This window comes from Brachybacterium sp. GCM10030267, from assembly GCF_042666875.1.
Classification (GTDB): domain Bacteria; phylum Actinomycetota; class Actinomycetes; order Actinomycetales; family Dermabacteraceae; genus Brachybacterium.
Genome location: NZ_JBHTCX010000012.1, coordinates 583,922 through 604,158, shown reverse-complemented (window position 1 = coordinate 604,158; position 20,237 = coordinate 583,922). Strand labels below are relative to the sequence as shown.

Sequence of the window (20,237 nt, the reverse complement as noted above, 5' to 3'; positions counted from 1 at the left end):
CAGCCCTGTCCATCGCAGTTCCCTCCATCGCAGCCTCTTCCGTCGGCGCCCTGCCTGTCTCCGCAGTATCGCCCCCTCGAGCCCGCCGCAACCAGGGATCGCTGATCCCCCGATGAGCGCGGCCTGGTGCGGGCCGGCACGACCGCACAGACTCGTGACCATGAACATCACCGGACACACCATCTTCATCCCCGGCGCGACCAGCGGCATCGGCCTCGCCCTCGCCGTGCGACTGCACGCGAAGGGCAACCGCGTCATCGTCGGCGGGCGGCGCACCGAGCTGCTCGAGTCGATCGCCGCCGAGCATCCCGGGATCGACACGGTCGAGATCGACACCTCCGATACAGCCAGCATCAGCGCTGCGGCGCAGCAGGTCCTCGCCACGCATCCGGACCTCGACATGCTGGTGGCGATGGCCGGGATCATGCGGGTGGAGGACTGGCAGGACCCGTCGGACTTCCTCCCTACGGCGGAAGCGACGGTCACCACGAACATTCTCGGCCCCATCCGGCTGATCGCCGCGTTCATGGAGCATCTGCGAGCCCAGGAATCGGCGACGATCATGACCGTCTCCTCCGGTCTGGCCTTCGTGCCCCTGCGTGCCACCCCCACCTACAACGCCAGCAAGGCCGCGATCCACATGCTCTCGGAGTCGCTGCGGCTCCAGCTCGCCGGCACCGGCATCGACGTGCTCGAGCTGCAGCCGCCGGCCGTGCGCACCGCCCTGATGCCCGGCCACGAGGACAACGAGGCCGCGATGGGACTGGACGAGTTCGCCGACGAGGTCATGGAGATCCTCGAGACCCAGCCGGAGGCGACGGAGATCCAGGTCGAGACGGTGAAGTTCCTGCGCTATGGCGAGGCGCGCGGTGACTATCCCCAGGTGGTCGCGGCCGTGAACGCCACCGACCCGCACAACCGCTGACCGGCACCAGCCGCCACAAGCGACGACCCCCGCTGAGCGCGGGACCGCCCGGAACCCATCGGTCGCTACCCTCTGAGCGTGACCACTACTCTCGACGACCTCGACTGGCCCGTCCGCACCGACCGCCTCGAGCTCCGGCCGGCCCGACCCGAGGACGCAGACGAGATCTGGCCCTGGTACCGGCGGCCCGAGGTCCAGGAGTGGACGACCACGCTGAGCACCACCCTCGAGGACCACCGGCAGCGGTGGGAGAGCCGTCTGGACATCAGCCTCGTGGGCCGGCGCGACGGTGGCATCGTCGCCGTCGGCAAGATCGACCGTCAGGACCCGTGGTCCCAGACCGACATGGTCGAGCAGGCCCGCGGCCGGCAGGCCGAGGTCGGCTGGGTGCTCGACCCCGCCATCCAGGGACAGGGCCTCGGGACGGAGTTCGCCGCGGCCCTGCTGGACCTCGCTTTCGAAGGGCTCGGCGTCCGCCGGGTCGAGGCGGGCTGCTTCGCCGCCAACCTCGCCTCGCGCCGCGTCATGGAGAAGATCGGCATGCGCTGCGAGGGCGTGTTCATCGAGGAATCCCTGCACCGCAGCGGACGCTGGCTGGACGGGATGAGCTGGGCGATGCTCTCGCGCGAGCACCACGCGCGAGGAGTCAGCCCCAGGCAGCCGCGTCGGTGAGACAGAAGGCGTGGCCAGCGGGGTCACGCAGCACGATCCACGTCTCGCCCGGCTGCTGGGAGGGACGCTCCGCACCGAGTTCCACGCAGCGCGCCGCTGCGGCGTCGAGGTCCTCGACGGCGAGATCGAGATGGAACTGCTTGCGGCCGTCGTCCGGCCACGAGGGCCGTTGATAGTCGGGGATCGCGCCGATGCCGAGGGCGTGGCTCGGCCCGGTGAGCATCGCGTACTGCTCGCTCAGGTGCACGATCGGCCAGCCGAGGACGGCGGACCAGAACTGCGCGATCGGCTCGGTCTCGGCGGCGTCGAGCGTGATCATCGCCAGGGAGGCGACGGGCGCGGCGGCCGTGGAGGGCGTGTCAGTCGTCGTCATAGCTGCCACACTGCCGCCATGGAGCATGCAGGCGATTGCATGAACGCGACACCGCCGCACATGGTGGGCCATGTCCTGCGACCGGAGGAGTTCCTCGCCCGTGCCTCGTACGACAGTGCCGCGCCCGACGAACGGCTGAGCCGGTGGGTCGAGCGGTACTGGTCGGTCACGTGGTCGCTCGAGGACGGCACATCCCATCACGTGGCGACGCTCGACGAACCGGCGGTCAATCTGACCGTCGAACGTGGCGGAGTCCAGCGCAGCGGCATGGACGGTGACGGCGCATGGATCACCGGCCCGGTCGCCGCGGGACGTTTCGATGTGACGCTGACCAGTACGGGCAGTGTCATCGGGGTCAAATTCCGACTGGGAGGCACCACCGCCTTTCGCGCCGCTGATCTGGCGGCCCTGCGTGACCGCACCGTTCCCGCTGCGGAGTGGTTCGACGTCGATCCCGCCGCCGTGGTCCTCGAGCCCACGGCGACCGAGGCCGCGGAGGTGCTTGATGACTACCTCCTCGCCCGGGAGCCGCGTGAGGACCCCGGGTTCGACGGGTTTCTCGCCGTTCTCGAAATGCTCGCCGACCCGGAGGTCACCGGCACCGGACAGCTGGAGCGACGAGCGGGGATGGGAACGCGGTCGCTGCAGCGGCTGTTCGAGCGGTTCGTCGGTCTCGGCCCCAAACGCATGCTGGTGCGTGCGCGAGTGATGGACGCCGTGGCAGCGTTCGACAGCGGTGACCCGCGGGACGTCGTCGATCTCGCCCATGATCTCGGTTGGTTCGACCAGCCACACTTCATTCGCGACTTCCGCGCCGTCACAGGCGAGACGCCGGCCCGTTACGCGCGCCGAAGGGGGTGACCGCGAGGGGAGCGCTGCGCGATACTGCGAGCATGACGACGCTCAGCGCGACCTTCACGATCGATCTGCGCCCCGGCGAGCCGATCCCGACCGCCGCCGGCCGCTTCGAGTTCACCAAGACCTGGAGCGGCGCACTCGAGGGCACCAGCCACGGCACCATGCTCACCGCCGGCGATCCGGGCACAGGCAACGCCGGCTACGTCGCCATCGAGATCTTCGAGGGCACCCTCGACGGCGTGCCGGGCGGCGTGACCCTCCAGCAGCTCGGGACCATGGCCGGCGGCGACCCCGTCCTCGAGTACGTCATCGCCCCCGGCTCGGGCACCGGCGAGCTCGCCGAGACCTACGGGAGACTGACCATCGACGCGATCGACGACGACGGTGTCCACCTGGTGAGTCTCGAGCAGGCCTGAACCGCGCCGGCGTCCCGAGCCGCACCGGGCCCGGCCGCACCGGGCCCGGCCGCACCGCAGCCGGCCGCACTAGAGTGGCGCCATGAGCACCGTCGTCCTGCCCGGCTCGTTCGATCCCTTCACGCTGGGGCATCTCGACCTCACGCGTCGGGCAGTCGCCCTCGGCCACCGTGTGGTCATCGCCGTCTCCCACAATCCCAGCAAGGCCGGGACCCTCGGTCTCGAGGCGCGGAAGACCGCGATCGCCGAGACGGTGGAGGTCGACGGGATGAGCGGCAGCGTCGAGATCCGCACCCTGCCCAAAGGGCTCCTGGTCGACTTCTGCCGGGAGCTGGGGGCCGATGCGGTGGTGCGCGGCCTGCGCTCCCAGCTGGATCTGGCGTACGAGGAGCCGATGGCGCGGATGAACCACCACCTCGCCGGTGTCGACACCGTCTTCCTGCTGACCGGCTCGGCCTACTCCCACATCTCCTCGTCCCTGGTGCGGGAGGTCAACGCCCTCGGGGGTGACGTCTCCGACATGCTCCCGGGCCCGTCCCTGGACGCGCTGCGAGCCGCCACGGACGTATCCTGAGTGGTCCTCCCGGCCACGCTCATCTTCGTCGACACGAACAGGACTGCCACGCCATGTCTTCCGACACCGTCCCCGTCTCGCCGCTCGATGAGGATCTGCGCTTCGACGCGGTCGACCTCATCGGCCGCCCCGGCGCGCACCGCCGTATCGAGCGCACCATCGCCGCCCCCGCCCGCGAGGCCGGCGGCGCCGCGATGCAGGTCCCCGAGGGCAACGCCCTCGCTGTCGAGGCCGAGCTCGAATCCGTCGTCGAGGGCATCTACGCCCACGGCTCCGTCCGCGCCCACCTCGAGGGCGAGTGCTCACGCTGTCTCGACCCCGTCGACCAGGACGTCGAGGCGCGCCTGGACGAGATGTTCATGTACCCCGAGAAGGTCAAGGCCGACGAGCTCGAGGACTCGGTCCTGCTCGAAGACGACAAGGTCAACCTCGGCCCGCTGGTGCGCGACGCGCTCGCCATGGAGGCCGACGAGCGCCCGCTGTGCCGCGAGGACTGCCCCGGTCTGTGCCCCCAGTGCGGTTTCCGCATGGAGGACGACCCGGAGCACGGCCACGAGATCATCGATGACCGGTGGGCCGCGCTGAAGACCCTTCTCGATGAGGACTCCGACGGCTCCGACGGTTCGGCTCGCTCCGACAGCTCCGACAGCTCCGACGCCACTGGCGGCACGGCCGGCAGCGAGGGCCGCTGATGGCGCGGAGGCGCCGGGCCACCGAGCACGCCGACGCCGATCGGCTGCTCGACGCCCTCTCGCTGGACGCCGCTCAAGCTGCTGAGCTGCGCGAATCGGGACTGTTCGAGCTGGCCCTGACCCATCGCTCCTATTCCTATGAGCACGACGGGCTCCCGCACAACGAGCGACTCGAGTTCCTCGGCGACGCCGTGCTGCAGCTCGCGGTGACGGAGCAGCTGTACGCGACCCATCCGACGCTGCCCGAGGGTGACCTCGCCCGCCGCCGCGCCGCCACCGTCAGCGCCCGGGCGCTCGCGGTGATCGCCTCGAAGCTCGACCTCGGCGCCTACGTGAGGCTGGGTCGAGGGGAGGATCTCACCGGCGGGCGCGCGAAGATCTCCATCCTCGCCGACACCACGGAGGCCGTGATCGGTGCGGTCCACCTGGCGCTGGGCCAGAACGTCTCCCGCCGGTTCGTCCTGGAGCTCATGCAGCCTCTGCTGGAGTCCGACGAGTTCCTCGAGACCAGCTACGACTTCAAGTCCCGGCTGCAGGAGATCGCCGCCGCCACCGGCGTGACCCCGTCCTACCGGATCACCGAGACGGGCCTGGAGCACGAGAAGGTGTTCACGGCCACGGTCAGCGTGGAGGGCATCGTCTCCGCGAGCGGGGAGGGCGCGTCCAAGAAGGACGCCGAGCTGGCCGCGGCCCAGAACGCGGTGCGCGCGGTACTCGCCGAGCGCGGCGAGTCGCTGATACCTCGCGGCTGACCCGCCCCCGCGGCTGACCACATTCCCAGCGGCTGAGAGGAGCTGAGCGGCGTGCCGGAACTTCCCGAGGTCGAAGTGGTGCGTCGCGGCCTCGAGCCCCGCACCGTCGGCCGCGTCGTCGACGAGGTCGGGGTGGTCGATCCGCGGATCATCCGCCGTCAGAGCGGGGGAGCGGACCGCCTGGCCGCGGCCCTGGTGGGCTCTCGCCTGACCGCCGTGGTGCGTCGCGGGAAGTTCCTGTGGTGGCGCCTGGCCGACCCGGACGGCCAGGACACCGGGGAGGCGCTCATGGGCCACCTGGGCATGAGCGGCCAGCTGCGCGTGCGCACCCCCGACCCGGCACCGACCGCCCTCCTGCCGCCGTCCGAGGGTCCTGCCCCCGACCCGCTCCGCCACCGCCGGGCGAGCCTGCATCTGGACGACGGCACCGTGATCGACATGGTCGACCAGCGCATCTTCGGCGGCCTGTGGACCAGCCCTCTCCAGCCGGCGGCCGACGGCGCCGTCGCCGGCCTCGGCAGCCCCGACGAGCTGCTCCCCGACGACGCGGCCGGCATCGCCCGCGACCTGCTGGACCCGGCGGCAGACCTGCCCGCCATCGCCCGCACTCTGCGCTCCCGGCGCGCCCCCGTGAAGTCCCTGCTGCTGGCGCAGGACGTCGTCAGCGGCATCGGGAACATCTACGCCGACGAGGCGCTGTGGGCGGCCCGCACCCGCTACGACACCCCCGGCAACGCCCTCACGCAGCGTCGCGCGCTGTCGATCCTGCGGGAAGCCGGCGCCGTCATGGAACAGGCACTGGGTGCCGGTGGGACCAGCTTCGACGCGCTCTACGTCAACGTCGACGGTCGCAGCGGGTACTTCGCGAGGTCGCTCGCCGCGTACGGCAAGGACGGGGAGCCCTGCCCGCGATGCGGGACGCTCATCCGTCGCGCCGTCCATCAGGCCCGCAGCAGCTTCTACTGCCCCCGCTGCCAGCGTCCCCTGCCCCGGGCGAGGAAGGACCAGGTCAGATGACATCGGACGACGAGAGTGCCGGCGGTGAGCACCTGGAGGACGAGCCGCCGGAGGACATCATCCGGGTGATGCTGGTCGACGATCACGAGGTCGTCCGCCGCGGCATCGCCACCGTCATCGACGCCGGTCACGGCCTCGGCGTGGTCGGTGAGGCCGCCTCCGTGGCGGAGGCGGCCCGTCGGCTGCCCGCGATTCGGCCCGATGTGCTGGTGGTGGACCTCCAGCTTCCTGACGGCACCGGCATCGACGTCATGCGCGCTGCGCGCCGGGCCGACCCCGCCCAGCGCATGCTCGTGCTGACCAGCTTCGACGACGACGCCGCGGTGCGCGAGTCCCGCGCGGTCGGTGCCGACGGGCTGATCCTGAAGTCCGCCCGATCCCACGAGATCATCGAGGCGATCCGCACCATCTGTTCGGGGAAGCCGGCCTGGCCGGCCGATCGCGCCGAGGAGACGCCGCAGCTGTCCGATTCCGACCGCCGGATCGTCGACCTGATCGGCGACGGTCACTCCAACCGGGAGATCGCTGACGAACTGGGCATCGCCGAGAAGACGGTCAAGAACCGCATCACGGTCATCCTCGCGACCTTGGGCATGCAGCGCCGCACGCAGGTCGCGGCGATGGTCGCCGCCCGTCGGCGCGCCGGCTGGAAGCAGTGACGGTTGGAAGCAGTGACGGCTGCTGGCGACGGAATCACACCGCTGGCGACGTCACCGCACCCGCTGGAGACATGGTCGCCGCACCCGTTGGAGACATGGACGCGGCTGCTGGGACCGATCACGCCGGCGGCAGCGTCACCCGCCAGGAGATCATCGTGCCGGGCTCGAGGTTGATGGCGTCCACCCATCCGGAGTGCCGACGCGCGCGGCTGGACATGTTCGCCAGCCCGCTGCGCCGCTGCACCGAGGGGTCGATCCCGCGCCCGTTGTCCGAGATGTTGACCTGGACGACTCGGTCCACACCCTCGGAGGTGAGGCTGACCGAGACCGCCACGGCGCTGGCATGCGCGTGGCGGGCGGCATTGGCGAGGCCCTCGCGGACCACCGCGACCACGTCCTCGGCGATCTCGGCGGGCAGCTCGGCCTCCATCTTGGCCGGGTGCGGTGGCAGGCGCAGCGCGGGGACGAAGCCGAGACCGGCGGTGGCCAGGCCGACCTCGTGGCGCAGCTGTTCGGTCAGCGTCGCCTCCGGGCGCTCGCGGCGCAGTGACTGCACGATCTGTCGGATCTGAGCGACCGCGTTCTCGACCCCGTGCACCGAGGCGGCGACCGAGGAACGGATCCGCGTGTTCGAGGGCGGCTCCCCGGGAGCGGCCAGGGCGTCGGTCAGGCTCTCCAGTTCCATCCCCACGGCGAACAGTTCCTGGATCGCGAGATCATGCAGATCGCGGGCGATCCGGCTGCGCTCGTCGTCGATCTCCACCGTGGAGCGCAGTGAGGGCCAGCGCAGCGTCAGGGCGAGCAGGCCGGCCAGGGCGTCCAGCCGTTCCCGATCGGCGAGGGTGAACTCGTCCGGCACGTCCTGCGACGCGGCGGTGGTGGCCCCGCGCAGTACGGCGAGGTAGCCCATGCCGTGCTCGGCGGCGTCGACGGCGGCCAGCAGCGCGGGGCGCTCCTGGTCACCGATGCGCAGCGTGGCGATGCTCTCGAGCGCCTCGACGTCCGCACTCTCGAGGCCGCGCTGTTCCGGGGAGTCGGGCTCCAGCGGCCGGCCGAGCAGCTCCGCGCCATCCGGGCCGTCGACGATCTCGTAGGCCCACGCTCCCGGCCGCCACGGGAGGGCCAGCGCGGCACTGCGCGCGCCGAGGTCGGTACGGGCGGTATGGACGAGCAGATCCAGCAGATCCTCGGTGTCGCCGCCGGCGAGCACGGCCTCCGCCAAAGCTTGCATACGGGGCCGGTCGGGCCGGGATGGCGGGGTCGGCGATGTCATCGGTGCTCCTCGAAGCAGGCCCGGGCGTGGTCACCGATCCGGAGCACCGGCGTGGCGGCGGGGACCGCCTCGATCCGGTGGGTGACCACGACGACGGTACTGCTTGCGGGGACGAGGGTCTCGTCGGCCGGGTCGAGGAGGGCGCGCAGCAGGGCGTCGCCGCGGGCGGTCTCGAGGTGCTCGGTCGGTTCGTCCAGGAGCAGCACCGGGCCGCGACGGACCACCGCGCGGGCGAGCAGCAGCCGGCGCCGCTCGCCGCCGGAGACGGTGGTCCCGTCCGGCCCGATGGGAGTGTCCAGGCCGCGGGGGAGGGTCGCGAGCCAGTCGTCGAGGCCGACGGCGTCCAGTGCGGCCAGAGCCGTCCCGTCGTCCAGGTCGCCGCGCACCACGCGGAGGTTCTCCCGCACCGTGGTGGCGAAGACGTGCGCGTCCTCGGCGAACATGGTGACCGCGGAGCGCACCTCGGGGGCGGGCAGCGCCGCGAGGTCGCGGCCGTCGAGTTCGACGCGGCCCGCCAGTGGATCGAGCAGACCGGCGAGAGTCGCCAGCAGGGTCGACTTGCCGCTGCCGGAGGCGCCGACCACCGCCAGACGCGACCCCGGCGGCAGATCCAGGTCGAGATCAGCGACTCTGGGAGCGTCAGCGGTCCATCCGGCAGTGAGGCCGACAGCCTGCAGGTGTCCGGACCCACCGGCAGGCGCGGCCTGTAGGGACGGCGCAGACGAGGTGGCCTGTGCGGACGGTGCAGACGAGGCGGACTGTGCGGAGGGAGCGGACTGCGCGGACCGCGCGGGCGTGGCGGCGGGCGCTCGCTCGCCGTCGGAGTCGGAATCGGAGCCGGACCCGCGGCGGTCGTCGCGGGGCGGCGTCCCTGCAGGCGTCGCCGGGCCGTCGGTCAGTTCGGCGAGTCGCGCCGCGGCGGCTCGCGAGCGGGCGTACTGCGAGGCTGCGGCCGGCAGGGCGGTGGCCGCCTCGAAGGAGGACAGCGGCAGCAGCAGGAGCACACCGACCTGACCGGCGGAGGCCCCGCCGTCGGTCCACGCGGCTCCGGCGGCGAGCAGCGAGCCCGTCACCGCGAGGATCATGGCCAGCGGTACCGCGGCCGAGGCGACGGCCGAGGGCAGAGCGGCCCGGTCGATCGCAGCATCGTGCTCCTCCTGCCGGGACCGCAGCTCCTCGAGAGCGGCCCCGAGGCGGCCGTCCAGGCGGAGCGAGGTGGCATCGTCGAGGATCTCCACCGCACCGGCGGTGACACCGGAGCGAGTGGTGACAACGGCCTGCTCGGTCAGCAGCGCGGCCCGATAGGCCATCAGCGGTGCCAGCACGCTGGCCAGTGCCAGGGCCAGCAGCATCGCGATCCCCGCGAGAGGGGACAGCGGCGTGATCGTCGCCAGCACCACGACGGCCATGACCGCCGCCACGAGAGAGGGCACGATCGCGGTGATGACGTGATCGCCGAGCTCCTGGGCGTCGTCCCCCAGGCGTGCGAGCAGGTCCCCGCGGCGGAGGCGGGTGAGAGCGTCGTCGGTGCGGGCGGCGAGCGCGGTGAACAGGTTCGTGCGCAGGGAGACGACGCCGCGCAGGGCGACGTCGTGGGTGAGCATCCGCTCCAGCCAGCGGAACACACCGCGTGCCACCCCGAGCGCTCTGACCATCACCACGGCGACGGTCAGATCGAGCACCGGCGGCATGGTCCACGCCCGCGTGACCAGATAGGCGGAGACGGCGGCGAGGGCGAAGGCCGACCCCAGGGTGGCGCAGGCGGCGGCAAGTGCGGCCAGCAGGCGGCCGGTGGGGATCTCGAGCATGCGCTCGGCGCGGCGGAGGGGCGTGGCGCTCATCGGGCTGCCTCCCCGCCAGGGTCTGCTGCTCCGACGGTGTCCGCGGGGAGAGGCTCCGTCCGCAGGGCCGACACACTGACCGCATCGTCCGCGAGCTCGACGAGACGTGAACGATGAGCGATCACGACGACGGTGCGGCCCTGCTCGCGCAGGGCGCGGATCAGATCGAGGACCACGTGCTCGGTGGCGCCGTCGAGGTGGGCCGTCGGCTCATCCAGGATCACCAGCGGGGCGGGGGAGAGCATCGCCCGGGCCAGAGCGAGCCGCTGGCGCTCGCCGAGGGAGATCCCCCGGCCCGCGCGGCCCAGGTCCGCCTCCCAGCCGCGCTCGGCGGCCACGGCGTCCAGGCCGGTGGCCGTGGCCGTCCGGTCCAGGTCATCATCGGCCGCGTCCGGCCGGGCAGAGGCCAGCACCGAGCGGAGCGTCCCGGCCGGCAGCACAGGACGCTGGGGGAGGAGAGCCACCTGGTCCCAGAGGCTCCGCCGGTCCAGGTCCGCCACGTCGGTGGCCGTCCCGTCGGCAGCGATCACCACGGCCCGGCCCTCATCGGGAGCCAGCAGCCCCAGCAGGACGTGGACGGCCGTGGTCTTGCCCGACCCCGAGCCGCCCGTGATCGCGAGGACCCGCCCGGGAGGCACCTCGACGTCGGCGCGGTGCGGGGCGTACCCGTCGCGCGATCGCACCGAGACCCCGCGCAGCGCGAGCGTCGCGGTGCGCAGATCCGGGGCCGGGACGTCCCCGGCGGGCGGAGACTGCTCGTCGAGGACCTCGAAGGCGGCGGAGACCGCGGCGAGCCCGTCGGTGGAGGCGTGGTACTGGGCGCCGACGTTGCGCAGCGGCAGGTAGATCTCCGGGGCGAGGACCAGCACCGCCAGGGCCGGGGCGAGGTCCATGTCGCCGGCGACCAGCCTCATGCCGATGCTCACGGCGATCAGGGCGACGCACAGGGTGGCCAGCAGCTCGAGCACCATCGAGGACAGGAACGCGTATCGCAGCGCCCCCATCGCCGAGGCGCGGTGGCGCTCGCCCAGCTCACGGACCACTTTCTCCGGGCCGCGCTCCCGGCCGAGCGCCCGCAGGGTGGGCAGCCCGTCCACGAGATCGAGCAGCTGGCTCCACAGCGAGCGCATGTCCGCCAGCAGCTTCTCGGACCGGCCGACGGTGAGCTTGCCGACCAGGATCATGAAGATCGGCACCAACGGCAGCGTCACCGCGGCGATGACGGCGCTGAGCGGATCGAGCACGGCCACCGTGACCAGGCACAGCGGCGTGACGGTCGCCGTGAGCATCAGCTGCGGCACGTATCCGACGAGGTAGGGGCGCAGCTTCTCGACGCCGGTCGTGGCCAGCGCTGTGACGTCGGCGCCGCGGCCGGCCACGCCGCGAGGGCCCAGGCGCGCGGCGTGGGCGAGGATCCGGCCGCGCAGCTCGCTGATCGCGCCGGTGGCGGCCCGGTGGGCGGTGCGCTGCTGGGAGAGCACGGCCCCGGCGCGTATCGCCAGCGCCGCCACCAGAACGCAAAGCAGGTCCGGCGCCTGCTGGGGGACTCTGCCCTCGCTCAGCAGCTGCGCGCCCAGCCGGGCGATCACCAGCGCCGTGACGATGACGCAGGCGGACTGGACCAGGCCCAGCGCCACCGTGCGGACCACATGGCGGCGCGCCGAGGCGACCTCTCGCAGCAGTCGCGGGTCCAGGGGAGCGCGCGAGCGGAGGCGGGGTCGAGCCGGTGCGGGCCCGGCCGGCGCCGACTCGCTCGACGTCGCTTCCGTCGCTCCCGCCGCAGTCAAGTCTGCCCTCGCCGTCTCAGCCGACATCCTGGTCGAAGGCTTCCCGGTAGCGCCTGGCGGCCTTCTCGAGCAGCTCCGTGCCGGGCGCGGGACCGTCCTCATCGCTGAGGCGATGACGGAAGACCCGATAGGTCCAGATCGTGTAGGCGATGACGACGGGCAGGAGCACCGCCAGCGCCACCAGCATCACGGTGAGGCTGTGGGCGGAGGAGGAGGCGTTCGCCACGGTCAGGGCGTTGGCCGGGTCCCCGGTGGAGGGCAGGACATACGGGAACAGGCCCGCGAACAGAGAGATCGTGGCCAGCGCGATAGCGGTGGTCGTGGCGGCGAAGGCCAGACGCTCCCGGCGGGCACGGTTCAGGGGGACCACCGCGAGCAGGGCCGCGGCCGCGAGCGCCAGCGAGATCCAGGTGACCGCGGTGTTCGAGTGGGCCAGCTGGAACCACAGCAGGAACACCGCCGCGGCGAGGATCGTCGGCCACACCAGGAGCCCGGCGAGGTGGTTGGCATCCTCCCGCAGCCGGCCCTCGACCTTCAGGGCGAGGTACAGGGTCCCGTGCAACCAGAACAGGAGCACGAACACCAGCCCGCCGAGCAGGGCGAAGGGGTTCAGCAGGCCCAGCAGGCTGGTGGTCATCCACGAGTTCTCGTCGATCGCCACGCCTGCGACGATGTTGCCGAAGGCGATGCCCCACAGCAGCGCGGGCGCGAAACCGCCGATGACGTGGACGAGGTCCCACGAACGCTTCCACGCGGCACCGTCGGCCTTATCGCGCCATTTGAAAGCGCACACGCGGGCGATGAGCACCAGCAGCAGGGCCAGCAGCGCCAGGTAGAAGCCGGAGAAGAGGGTGGCGTACCACTCGGGGAAGGCGGCGAAGATCAGCGCGCCGCCGGTGATCAGCCAGACCTCGTTGCCGTCCCACACGGGGCCGACGGTCTTCAGGATCGTGCCCCGGGTTCCGGCACCGCGCCGCCAGAACGTGGCGACGTTCATCTGGACCCCGAAGTCGAAGCCCTCCAGCACGAAGTATCCGAGGAAGAAAAAGGCGATCAGGCAGAACCAGAGGGTCTGCAGAGCTGTGGGCGCGAGCGTGACGTCCATGAGTCTCGTCCCTTCTCAGTAGTCGAAGGAGAGGGCGGGTGTGTCGAGCTCGTCGGTCTCGGCATCACGCTGGGGCAGGGCCGCGCCCTTGAGGGCGACCTTGCGCATCAGCTGGAACCAGACCACGGCGAGCACGCCGTAGATGAGGGTGAAGGCGACCAGCGAGGTGAGCACCATCCACGAGGGATGGCTGGAGACACCCTGCATGGTCATCAGCCGCACCGTCGGATCATCGGGGTTGGGGTGGACCACCCACGGCTGGCGGCCCATCTCGGTGAACACCCAGCCCGCCGCGTTGGCGAAGAAGGGCATCGGGATCGACAGCACGCCGAACCACTGGAACAGCCGCGAGCCGGAGGTGCGGGCCGTCGCGCCCCGACCCCGCGTGATCCACAGCGCCCACAGCGCCATCACCGCGCTGAACACGGCCAGGCCGATCATCAGGCGGAAGGACCAGTAGGTCACGAACAGGTTCGGTCGGTAGTCGGCCTGCTGCACGTTGCCCTGGATGTCGGTGACGGATTCGCCGAACTCCTCCTGGTACTGGGCGTTGAGGTCGTCCACGCCCTGCAGCTCGGCGTCGAAGGTGTGGGTGGCCAGGAAGGAGGTGAGGTAGGGGATCTCGATCAGGTGGGTGACGCTGGAGCAGTCCTGGTCGAAGGCGTCGGGGCCGCCGATGGTGAGGATGGAGAAGGGCGCGCCCTCCTGGGTCTCGCACAGCGCCTCGGCGGAGGCCATCTTCATCGGCTGCTGCTTGAACATGATCTGCGCCTGCAGATCGCCGGTGATCGCGAGCGCCACCCCGGCGATCACCATCGCCACCACGCCCAGGCGCAGGGTCGGCCGGTAGAGGTCTCGGGCCACCGTGTCGTGGTCGCGGCCCTCGACGGTCTCCAGGCCGGCCTCGCGGGCCGCGCGGTGGTGACGGACCATGTGCCAGGAGGCCACACCGGTCACGAACGCGGCCGCGACCAGCCATGCGCCGGCGATGACGTGGGGGAACGCGGCCAGCGTGGTGATGTTTGTCAGCACCGCGAAGATCGAGCCCTGGGACGGGTCGAGCTCGGCGCGTCCGGTCTCGGGGTTCACCGCGGCTCCCACCGGGTGCTGCATGAACGAGTTCGCGGCGATGATGAAGTAGGCCGAGGCCATGGAGCCCATGGCCACCGCCCAGATCGTCAGCAGGTGGATCTTCTCGGGCAGCTTGCCCCAGCCGAAGATCCACAGGCCCAGGAACACCGACTCCAGGAAGAAGGCCGCGAGCCCCTCGAGGGCGAGCGGCGCCCCGAATACGTCCCCGACGTAGCGCGCGTACTCCGACCAGTTCATGCCGAACTGGAACTCCTGGACGATGCCCGTGGCGATGCCGATGCCGAAGTTCACGATCAGCATCGAGCCGAAGAACTTCGTCATGCGGGTCCAGGCATCGGTGCGCACCGGGTCCTTCGCGCGCATCGCCAGCGTCTGCATGATGGCGACCAGGAGCGAGAGGCCGATCGACAGCGGCACGAAGATGAAGTGGTACACGGTGGTGATGCCGAACTGCCACCGCGCAAGATCGAGGGCTTCCATGAATCCTCCCGGGAGTCCGGCACGCCATGGAGGTGGCGCGCTGGCTCGAATCTACGGCCGCGCGAGGCCCTGATCCGGGGACCATGGTCCCCTCGGGGGAGCGACGCCGGAGCCGGGTCAGGCGCGGTGCGCCGAGATCGCGGCGCGGGCCAGCCGACGCCCCACGTCGATCGCCGAGGCGGGCCGTCCCCGGAGGAAGGCGGCCAGCGTGCCGTCGTAGGCGAGAGCCACCTCATCGGCGAGCTCCTGCGCATGGTCGCCGGCGAGCGGACGGGACAGATGCAGCAGGCGCCGGTCGAGCAGCTCGCTGTCCGCGGCGAGGACCTCACCGACCGGGCCGTCCGGGTCCGGGAACTCGGTCGCGGTGGTCAGGAAGGCGCACCAGCGCGCCGGGGGATGCGTGCCGACACGGTAGGCCTCCAGCGCGTCGAACAGGGCGAGCAGCCGCGCGGTGTCGTCTCCGGCCTCGACCACGTGGCGGTCCCAGATCGTCTGCCAGTCCGCCAGGCGGCGGCGGAGGGCTTCGGCCAGGAGCCCGTCCTTGCTCCCGAACTGCGCGTACAGGGTGGCAGCGGAGACGTCCGCCTCCCGCAGCAGATCGTCGACCGGCGTGGCGCGGATGCCGCGGGAGAACAGCACGCTCTCGGCCGCCCGGAGCAACCGGTCGCGTGCGGAGGGGCGCTGGGAGGGGGCCATCACTCCACTGTAACGACCGTTTCAGTGAACCACTATTCTGGTGTACTGTAACGAGCGTTCTAGTTGCGGCCGTGCCCGAGCCCGGGTGGACGAGCCCGGGCGTCCCAGCCCGACGGCCGGTTCGGCCGCCCAGCCCGTCGGAAAGAAGGAGAGCGCCGATGCGAGATCTGGTCCTCAGCGGGATGGCACTGATCGCGGCGACCTACGGCCTCGCCCGGTTCGGGTACGGGCTGTTCCTGCCACAGTTCACCGAGGAGTTCGCGATGGTCCCGGCCGTCTCGGGTGCGATCCAGGCCGGCAGCTTCCTGTCCTACTGCCTCGCAGCGGCGATCGCGGCGCGCGTCGACGCCGGCCCGCGAGCATTCGTGGCGCTGGCAGGAGGCACGGCCGCGGCGGGCTCGCTCGGCGTGGCGCTCGCGCCCCATGCCGCGGTCCTCGCCCCGGGCGTCGTCCTCGCCGGGGCCGGCGCCGGGTTCGCGACGCCTGGCCTGGTCACCCTCATCGAGCGCCACCTCGTCGGCGCCCGACGTGAGAGCGCGCAGACGGTCGTCAACTCCGGCACCGGCGCCGGCCTGGTCGCCGCGGCGGCGCTGAGCCTGCTCGCCATCGGGCACTGGCGGATCGCCTGGGCGGTGATCGCGGTGACAGCGGCAGTGGCCGCGCTGGCCACCTTGAGGGCCGATGCCGTCGCCGCCGGTGCCGGCTCGTCCGCCGGCGGCGGATCGCTCATCCGGTCCGGGCCGCCCGCCAGCTCCGGATCGCCTGTCAGCTCCGGACCGCCCGCCGGTCCAGGGGCTGCCTCGGGGCCTGGGCGGTCCGCGGGCGACGCCGCGCCGAGCAGTCGCGCAGGGCTCCGTGCCCTCATGGCGCCGCTGGTCATCCCCGTGGTGGCTGCTCTGCTGGCCGGCGCGTCGAGCGCCGCCATCTGGACCTTCGGGCGTTCGGTGATGGCCGATGCCCGCCCGGATCAGCCGCTCTACTCGCTGCTGGCCTGGATGGTGCTGGGTGTGCTCGGCATGGTCGGTGCGATCGCCGCCAAGCTCGTCCAGGCCTGGAGCCTGCGGACCGCCTGGACCCTCACCGCTGCTGCCATGGCCGGCGCCACCGTTCTGCTGGGCGTCGCTCCCGGAGCGTCGTGGGCCGCTCACCTGTCGATGTGCCTGTTCGGCGCGGGCTATACGGCGCTGAGCGGCGTCCTCATCGTCTGGGCCGGGAGGGCCCGTCCAGAATTCGCCGCGGAGGGAACGGTCGTGCTCTTCATCGCGCTCGCCCTGGGCCAGGCGGCAGGCTCCCTGCTGCTGGGGGCCCTGCTCGGAGTCACGTCGGAGATGACGACGTTCCTGGTCGCCGGAGGGCTCGGCCTGGCGGCGATCGTGCCCACGCTGCACCGCCGGATCCGGCATGACGACGGGGTGAGCACGAGCATGTCGGGATCGGTCGCGTGAAAGGCCTGTGCCATACTGACGCAGGCACTCTCCTGCTCCGCACCGGGTGGGGGAACCTCCCGGCGTCGTCACGTCGGAGCACCGGTTACGCGTTGTACCGCGACCGCCGTGCTCCCGCGATCGGCATCGCAGCGCTTCCATCGGGAAGCTGCGCGACGGCGAGGGCTAGAGACTTCCGTCCTCAGGGACGATGACCACGGGGAGCCAGGGTGCGCTGGTTCCTTCAGAAGGAGACGGCCGTATGGCTGACAGCACCCATAATCCAGAATCCGACTCGTCGGAGGAGACGACCACGCCTCCCACGTCGCGGCGTCGCCGCCGGGCCGGAGCCCCCGCGGGTGCTCCCGAGCCCGTCTCGGGACCGGAGGTCTCCGAGGAGACGGGGCCTGCCGCGCCGCGCACGGTCGTCGCACAGCAGAGCGAGTCCCCGATCGAGACCGCCCCGGCCCCCACGAAGCGCCCCCGCCGCCGAGCGGGCGCCCCTGCCGGCGCCCCCGTGATCCCGCCCGCCCCGGAGCCCGTCGTCGAGGAGCTGGTGGGGGAGGAGCCCCTCGTCGAGCCCGAGACCGAGGACATCGTCACGGAGGACGTCGAGACCGAGGACGTGACGGGCTCGAACAGCACGGCCGAGCCTGGCTCGACCGCAGCACCGGCCGCTGCCGGCTCCAGCGACGCGGGGTCCCACGACAGGGACGGCGGGTCCGGCGACGAGGACGACAACCCTGTCGTCGATGACCTGCGAGCCCTCGCCGACGCTCGCGGCGGCTCCGGCGACGAGACCGAGGACGCCGGCGACGACCGGTCCCGCCGGCGCGAACAGGTCCAGATGGACTTCGCCTCGCTCCTGTTCCAGGCGCCGACGCCGCCGCGCACGACGGTCGGCCCGCACGACGCCCCCGTCGGCGGTGCGGACGTCTCCTTCGACGCCGGAGCGGACGAGGACGAGAGCGACGAGACGGAGGGGACGGACGAGACCCGCCGCCGCGACGAACGGCCCGCGACCTCCGACGACGAGCAGGGCGGGCGCTCGCGCTCGCGCCGCGGCCGGTCGCGCCGCTCCTCCCGCCGCGACAGCGGATCCGACGACTCCGCCTCCGCCGAGGACAGCACCGAGGACACGGCCTCCGAGGACGACTCCGATGAGGACTCCGAGCGCAGCACCGGCGGCTCGAACGGCTCCCGTCGCCGTCGCCGCCGCGGCGGTCGTGGCCGGCGGGGCCGTGGCCGCGGGGACGAGGAGAACGGCTCGGACGAGCAGGACGACCGGGACGACCAGGACGACGACTCCTCGCAGGACGAGCGCGGCGAGCCGTCCGAGGGCAAGGACGCCAAGAGCGACGAGAGCGCCGAGGGCGGTTCCTCGGGATCCTCCAGCTCGCGCCGCCGGCGTCGTCGTCGCCGCTCGGGAAGCAACGGGGACGAGTCCACGTCGACCGATGATCCGCCCAACACGGTCGTCAAGGTCCGCGAGGCCCGCGACGAGGTCAAGGCCGTCAAGGGCTCGACCCGGCTCGAGGCCAAGCGCCAGCGGCGCCGCGAGGGCCGCGACAACGGCCGCAAGCGCAACGTCATCACCGAAGCCGAGTTCCTCGCACGCCGTGAGTCCGTCAAGCGGTCCATGGTCGTGCGCGAGCGCGGCGGACGCACGCAGATCGCCGTCCTCGAGGATGACGTCCTCGTCGAGCACTACGTCGCCCAGAAGGCGCAGACCTCGATGGTCGGCAACGTGTACCTGGGCAAGGTCCAGAACGTGCTGCCCTCGATGGAGGCCGCCTTCGTCGACATCGGCAAGGGCCGCAACGCCGTGCTGTACGCCGGCGAGGTCAACTGGGACGCCGTCGGCCTCGAGGGCCAACCGCGCCGGATCGAGCTCGCCCTCAAGAGCGGCGACCCCGTGCTGGTCCAGGTCACCAAAGACCCCATCGGGCACAAGGGTGCTCGCCTGACCAGCCAGATCTCGCTGCCCGGCCGCTACCTCGTGTTCGTGCCCGGCGGGTCGATGACCGGCATCTCCCGCAAGCTGCCCGACACCGAGCGCTCGCGACTGAAGAAGCTCATGCGCCAGCTCATCCCCGAGGACGCGGGCGTCATCGTGCGCACCGCCGCCGAGGGCGCGAGCGAGGAGGAGCTGACCAACGACGTCGCGCGGCTGCGTGCCCAGTGGGAGAAGATCCAGAAGGCGCAGAAGTCGAAGTCCGCGCCGGTGGCCCTCTCGCAGGAGCCCGATATCGCCATCAAGGTGGTCCGCGACGTCTTCAACGAGGACTTCACCTCGCTGATCGTCGAGGGCGGCAAGGTCTACGACGAGGTCCACCAGTACGTCTCGGACGTCGCTCCGGATCTGCTCGAGCGCCTGACCAAGCACGTCGGCGACAAGGACGTCTTCGCCAAGCACCGGATCGACGAGCAGCTGCTGAAGGCCATGGACCGCAAGGTCTACCTGCCCTCCGGCGGCTCGCTGGTCATCGACCGCACCGAGGCGATGACGGTGGTCGACGTCAACACCGGCAAGTTCACCGGTTCCGGCGGCACCCTCGAGGAGACCGTCACCAAGAACAACCTGGAGGCGGCCGAGGAGATCGTGCGCCAGCTGCGGCTGCGCGACATCGGCGGCATCATCGTCATCGACTTCATCGACATGGTGCTCGAGTCCAACCGCGACCTGGTGCTGCGCCGCCTCGTGGAATGCCTCGGCCGGGACCGGACCAAGCACCAGGTCGCCGAGGTCACCTCGCTGGGCCTGGTCCAGATGACGCGCAAGCGGGTGGGCCAGGGACTGGTCGAGACCTTCTCCGCGACCTGCGAGCACTGCAACGGCCGCGGCATCGTCGTCGACCTCGACGGTCAGCCTCACCAGCACGCCGGCAACGGCAACGGGAACGGCGGCAACGGGAACGGCAAGAACGGCAACGGCGGCTCCGGCGGGGACGAGTCCTCGAAGTCCGCCAAGCGCCGCAGCCGTCGCTCGCGAGGCGGCGGCAAGGACGACTCCGCCGCCGAGGAGGCGCCCGCGGAGGAGCCGCAGCCCGACGTCCACCGGCTCGAGGACGACGCGGACAGCCGCGCCCTCGCCCGCGCCACGATCGCCTCGATCGCCGCGGCCTCCGGTGCCCACTCGCACCCGGAGGTCACCGTCGACGGTCAGGTCATCGCGGTGGACGACACCCGGGATCCGCAGGCCGCGGAACCGGCGACCCTCCCGGAGCTGCGGCACGCGGACGCCCAGGCGGACCCATCGGCCGGCGACGCCGCGGCACAGCCGTCGGCCGGCGAGCCGGCGGACCCGTCGGCCGAGGAATCGACGGAGCAGCCTGCAGAGCAGACACCTGAGCGGTCGGCGGAGCCTGAGGCTCATGAGCCGGCCGCACACGACGCGGGCCCGGCGGCCGAACAGCCGGCGGGCGAGCAGTCCGCTGACGAGCAGCCGGCGGGCGAGCAGTCCGCTGACGAGCAGCCGGTGGCCGAGCAGTCCGCTGACGAGCAGCCGGTGGCCGAGCAGCCCGCGGTCGATCAGCAGTCGGAAGCTGCAGCCGGGGAGACCGGCGACGCGTGGGAGCAGGACGCCCCGCCGCAGTCCTGA

General features: G+C 71.9%; 18 protein-coding genes. 11 read left to right on the top strand and 7 right to left on the bottom strand.

The annotated features are described in order from the left end of the window. The first annotated feature begins 160 nt into the window (after positions 1-160). Positions 161-925, top strand: coding sequence for an SDR family oxidoreductase (locus ACFQS2_RS13815; protein ID WP_377794107.1), 765 nt, complete (start codon positions 161-163; stop codon positions 923-925). A 78-nt stretch (positions 926-1,003) separates the two neighbouring features. After that, positions 1,004-1,597: a GNAT family N-acetyltransferase gene (locus ACFQS2_RS13810; protein WP_377794106.1), complete on the top strand. Its 594-nt coding sequence runs from the start codon at positions 1,004-1,006 to the stop codon at positions 1,595-1,597. On the opposite strand, the gene ACFQS2_RS13805 is transcribed toward ACFQS2_RS13810, so the two are convergent. Then, a complete protein-coding gene (locus ACFQS2_RS13805) occupies positions 1,572-1,970 on the bottom strand; it encodes a VOC family protein (protein ID WP_377794105.1) in 399 nt (132 codons plus the stop codon). The two genes, ACFQS2_RS13810 and ACFQS2_RS13805, sit on opposite strands and share 26 nt — an antisense overlap. Before the next feature lie 18 nt (positions 1,971-1,988). Here ACFQS2_RS13805 and ACFQS2_RS13800 point away from each other — a divergent pair, with 18 nt between their 5' ends. From ACFQS2_RS13800 to ACFQS2_RS13770, 7 genes are all read left to right on the top strand, one after another. Next, on the top strand, positions 1,989-2,831 hold the full coding sequence (locus tag ACFQS2_RS13800; RefSeq protein ID WP_377794104.1) for a helix-turn-helix domain-containing protein: 843 nt from the start codon (positions 1,989-1,991) through the stop codon (positions 2,829-2,831). 32 nt (positions 2,832-2,863) lie between these two features. Next, positions 2,864-3,244 (top strand): DUF3224 domain-containing protein, encoded by a 381-nt coding sequence (locus tag ACFQS2_RS13795; protein ID WP_377794103.1) that lies wholly within the window; start codon positions 2,864-2,866, stop codon positions 3,242-3,244. Between the two features lie 82 nt (positions 3,245-3,326). Continuing rightward, on the top strand, positions 3,327-3,818 hold the full coding sequence (gene coaD / locus ACFQS2_RS13790) for a pantetheine-phosphate adenylyltransferase (RefSeq protein ID WP_377794102.1): 492 nt from the start codon (positions 3,327-3,329) through the stop codon (positions 3,816-3,818). Positions 3,819-3,871: 53 nt separating this feature from the next. Next, a complete protein-coding gene (locus tag ACFQS2_RS13785; RefSeq protein WP_377794101.1) occupies positions 3,872-4,510 on the top strand; it encodes a YceD family protein in 639 nt (212 codons plus the stop codon). Next, entirely contained in the window at positions 4,510-5,262 is a 753-nt protein-coding gene (gene rnc, locus ACFQS2_RS13780; protein WP_377794100.1) for a ribonuclease III, read from the top strand. Before ACFQS2_RS13785 ends, rnc begins: the two co-directional genes overlap by 1 nt. Before the next feature lie 51 nt (positions 5,263-5,313). Next, complete coding sequence (mutM, locus tag ACFQS2_RS13775; protein WP_377794099.1) at positions 5,314-6,279, top strand: bifunctional DNA-formamidopyrimidine glycosylase/DNA-(apurinic or apyrimidinic site) lyase; 966 nt, start codon at positions 5,314-5,316, stop codon at positions 6,277-6,279. Between the two features lie 68 nt (positions 6,280-6,347). After that, positions 6,348-6,938 carry a response regulator gene (locus tag ACFQS2_RS13770; RefSeq protein ID WP_377017260.1) on the top strand — a complete coding sequence of 197 codons (591 nt, stop codon included), beginning with the start codon at positions 6,348-6,350 and terminating at the stop codon, positions 6,936-6,938. A 118-nt stretch (positions 6,939-7,056) separates the two neighbouring features. Here ACFQS2_RS13770 and ACFQS2_RS13765 read toward each other — a convergent pair whose 3' ends face one another. The 6 genes from ACFQS2_RS13765 to ACFQS2_RS13740 all read right to left on the bottom strand — a co-directional run bounded on the left by ACFQS2_RS13765 (position 7,057) and on the right by ACFQS2_RS13740 (position 15,212). Continuing rightward, on the bottom strand, positions 7,057-8,211 hold the full coding sequence (locus tag ACFQS2_RS13765; RefSeq protein WP_377794098.1) for a sensor histidine kinase: 1,155 nt from the start codon (positions 8,209-8,211) through the stop codon (positions 7,057-7,059). Next, a complete protein-coding gene (locus tag ACFQS2_RS13760) occupies positions 8,208-10,052 on the bottom strand; it encodes an amino acid ABC transporter ATP-binding/permease protein (protein WP_377794097.1) in 1,845 nt (614 codons plus the stop codon). Before ACFQS2_RS13760 ends, ACFQS2_RS13765 begins: the two co-directional genes overlap by 4 nt. Beyond that, complete coding sequence (gene cydD / locus ACFQS2_RS13755; protein WP_377794096.1) at positions 10,049-11,866, bottom strand: thiol reductant ABC exporter subunit CydD; 1,818 nt, start codon at positions 11,864-11,866, stop codon at positions 10,049-10,051. Before cydD ends, ACFQS2_RS13760 begins: the two co-directional genes overlap by 4 nt. Continuing rightward, entirely contained in the window at positions 11,856-12,944 is a 1,089-nt protein-coding gene (cydB, locus tag ACFQS2_RS13750) for a cytochrome d ubiquinol oxidase subunit II (protein WP_377794095.1), read from the bottom strand. The genes cydD and cydB overlap by 11 nt, the downstream gene beginning before the upstream one ends. Before the next feature lie 15 nt (positions 12,945-12,959). Beyond that, positions 12,960-14,516 carry a cytochrome ubiquinol oxidase subunit I gene (locus tag ACFQS2_RS13745; RefSeq protein ID WP_377016516.1) on the bottom strand — a complete coding sequence of 519 codons (1,557 nt, stop codon included), beginning with the start codon at positions 14,514-14,516 and terminating at the stop codon, positions 12,960-12,962. Between the two features lie 117 nt (positions 14,517-14,633). Further along, a complete protein-coding gene (locus ACFQS2_RS13740) occupies positions 14,634-15,212 on the bottom strand; it encodes a TetR/AcrR family transcriptional regulator (protein ID WP_377794094.1) in 579 nt (192 codons plus the stop codon). 158 nt (positions 15,213-15,370) lie between these two features. On the opposite strand from ACFQS2_RS13740, the gene ACFQS2_RS13735 reads away from it, so the two are divergent. Both ACFQS2_RS13735 and ACFQS2_RS13730 read left to right on the top strand, forming a co-directional pair. Continuing rightward, positions 15,371-16,657 (top strand): MFS transporter, encoded by a 1,287-nt coding sequence (locus ACFQS2_RS13735; RefSeq protein ID WP_377794093.1) that lies wholly within the window; start codon positions 15,371-15,373, stop codon positions 16,655-16,657. 241 nt (positions 16,658-16,898) lie between these two features. Further along, positions 16,899-20,237: an Rne/Rng family ribonuclease gene (locus ACFQS2_RS13730; RefSeq protein ID WP_377794092.1), complete on the top strand. Its 3,339-nt coding sequence runs from the start codon at positions 16,899-16,901 to the stop codon at positions 20,235-20,237.

Coding starts and splice junctions, on each gene's coding strand:
- ACFQS2_RS13730 (WP_377794092.1), top strand. CDS start 16,899: ATGGCTGACAGCACCCATAATCCAGAATCCGACTCGTCGGAGGAGACG.
- ACFQS2_RS13805 (WP_377794105.1), bottom strand. CDS start 1,970: ATGACGACGACTGACACGCCCTCCACGGCCGCCGCGCCCGTCGCCTCC.
- ACFQS2_RS13735 (WP_377794093.1), top strand. CDS start 15,371: ATGCGAGATCTGGTCCTCAGCGGGATGGCACTGATCGCGGCGACCTAC.
- ACFQS2_RS13740 (WP_377794094.1), bottom strand. CDS start 15,212: ATGGCCCCCTCCCAGCGCCCCTCCGCACGCGACCGGTTGCTCCGGGCG.
- cydB (WP_377794095.1), bottom strand. CDS start 12,944: ATGGACGTCACGCTCGCGCCCACAGCTCTGCAGACCCTCTGGTTCTGC.
- coaD (WP_377794102.1), top strand. CDS start 3,327: ATGAGCACCGTCGTCCTGCCCGGCTCGTTCGATCCCTTCACGCTGGGG.
- ACFQS2_RS13770 (WP_377017260.1), top strand. CDS start 6,348: ATGCTGGTCGACGATCACGAGGTCGTCCGCCGCGGCATCGCCACCGTC.
- ACFQS2_RS13745 (WP_377016516.1), bottom strand. CDS start 14,516: ATGGAAGCCCTCGATCTTGCGCGGTGGCAGTTCGGCATCACCACCGTG.
- rnc (WP_377794100.1), top strand. CDS start 4,510: ATGGCGCGGAGGCGCCGGGCCACCGAGCACGCCGACGCCGATCGGCTG.
- ACFQS2_RS13815 (WP_377794107.1), top strand. CDS start 161: ATGAACATCACCGGACACACCATCTTCATCCCCGGCGCGACCAGCGGC.
- ACFQS2_RS13760 (WP_377794097.1), bottom strand. CDS start 10,052: ATGAGCGCCACGCCCCTCCGCCGCGCCGAGCGCATGCTCGAGATCCCC.
- ACFQS2_RS13795 (WP_377794103.1), top strand. CDS start 2,864: ATGACGACGCTCAGCGCGACCTTCACGATCGATCTGCGCCCCGGCGAG.
- cydD (WP_377794096.1), bottom strand. CDS start 11,866: ATGTCGGCTGAGACGGCGAGGGCAGACTTGACTGCGGCGGGAGCGACG.
- ACFQS2_RS13785 (WP_377794101.1), top strand. CDS start 3,872: ATGTCTTCCGACACCGTCCCCGTCTCGCCGCTCGATGAGGATCTGCGC.
- ACFQS2_RS13765 (WP_377794098.1), bottom strand. CDS start 8,211: ATGACATCGCCGACCCCGCCATCCCGGCCCGACCGGCCCCGTATGCAA.
- ACFQS2_RS13800 (WP_377794104.1), top strand. CDS start 1,989: ATGGAGCATGCAGGCGATTGCATGAACGCGACACCGCCGCACATGGTG.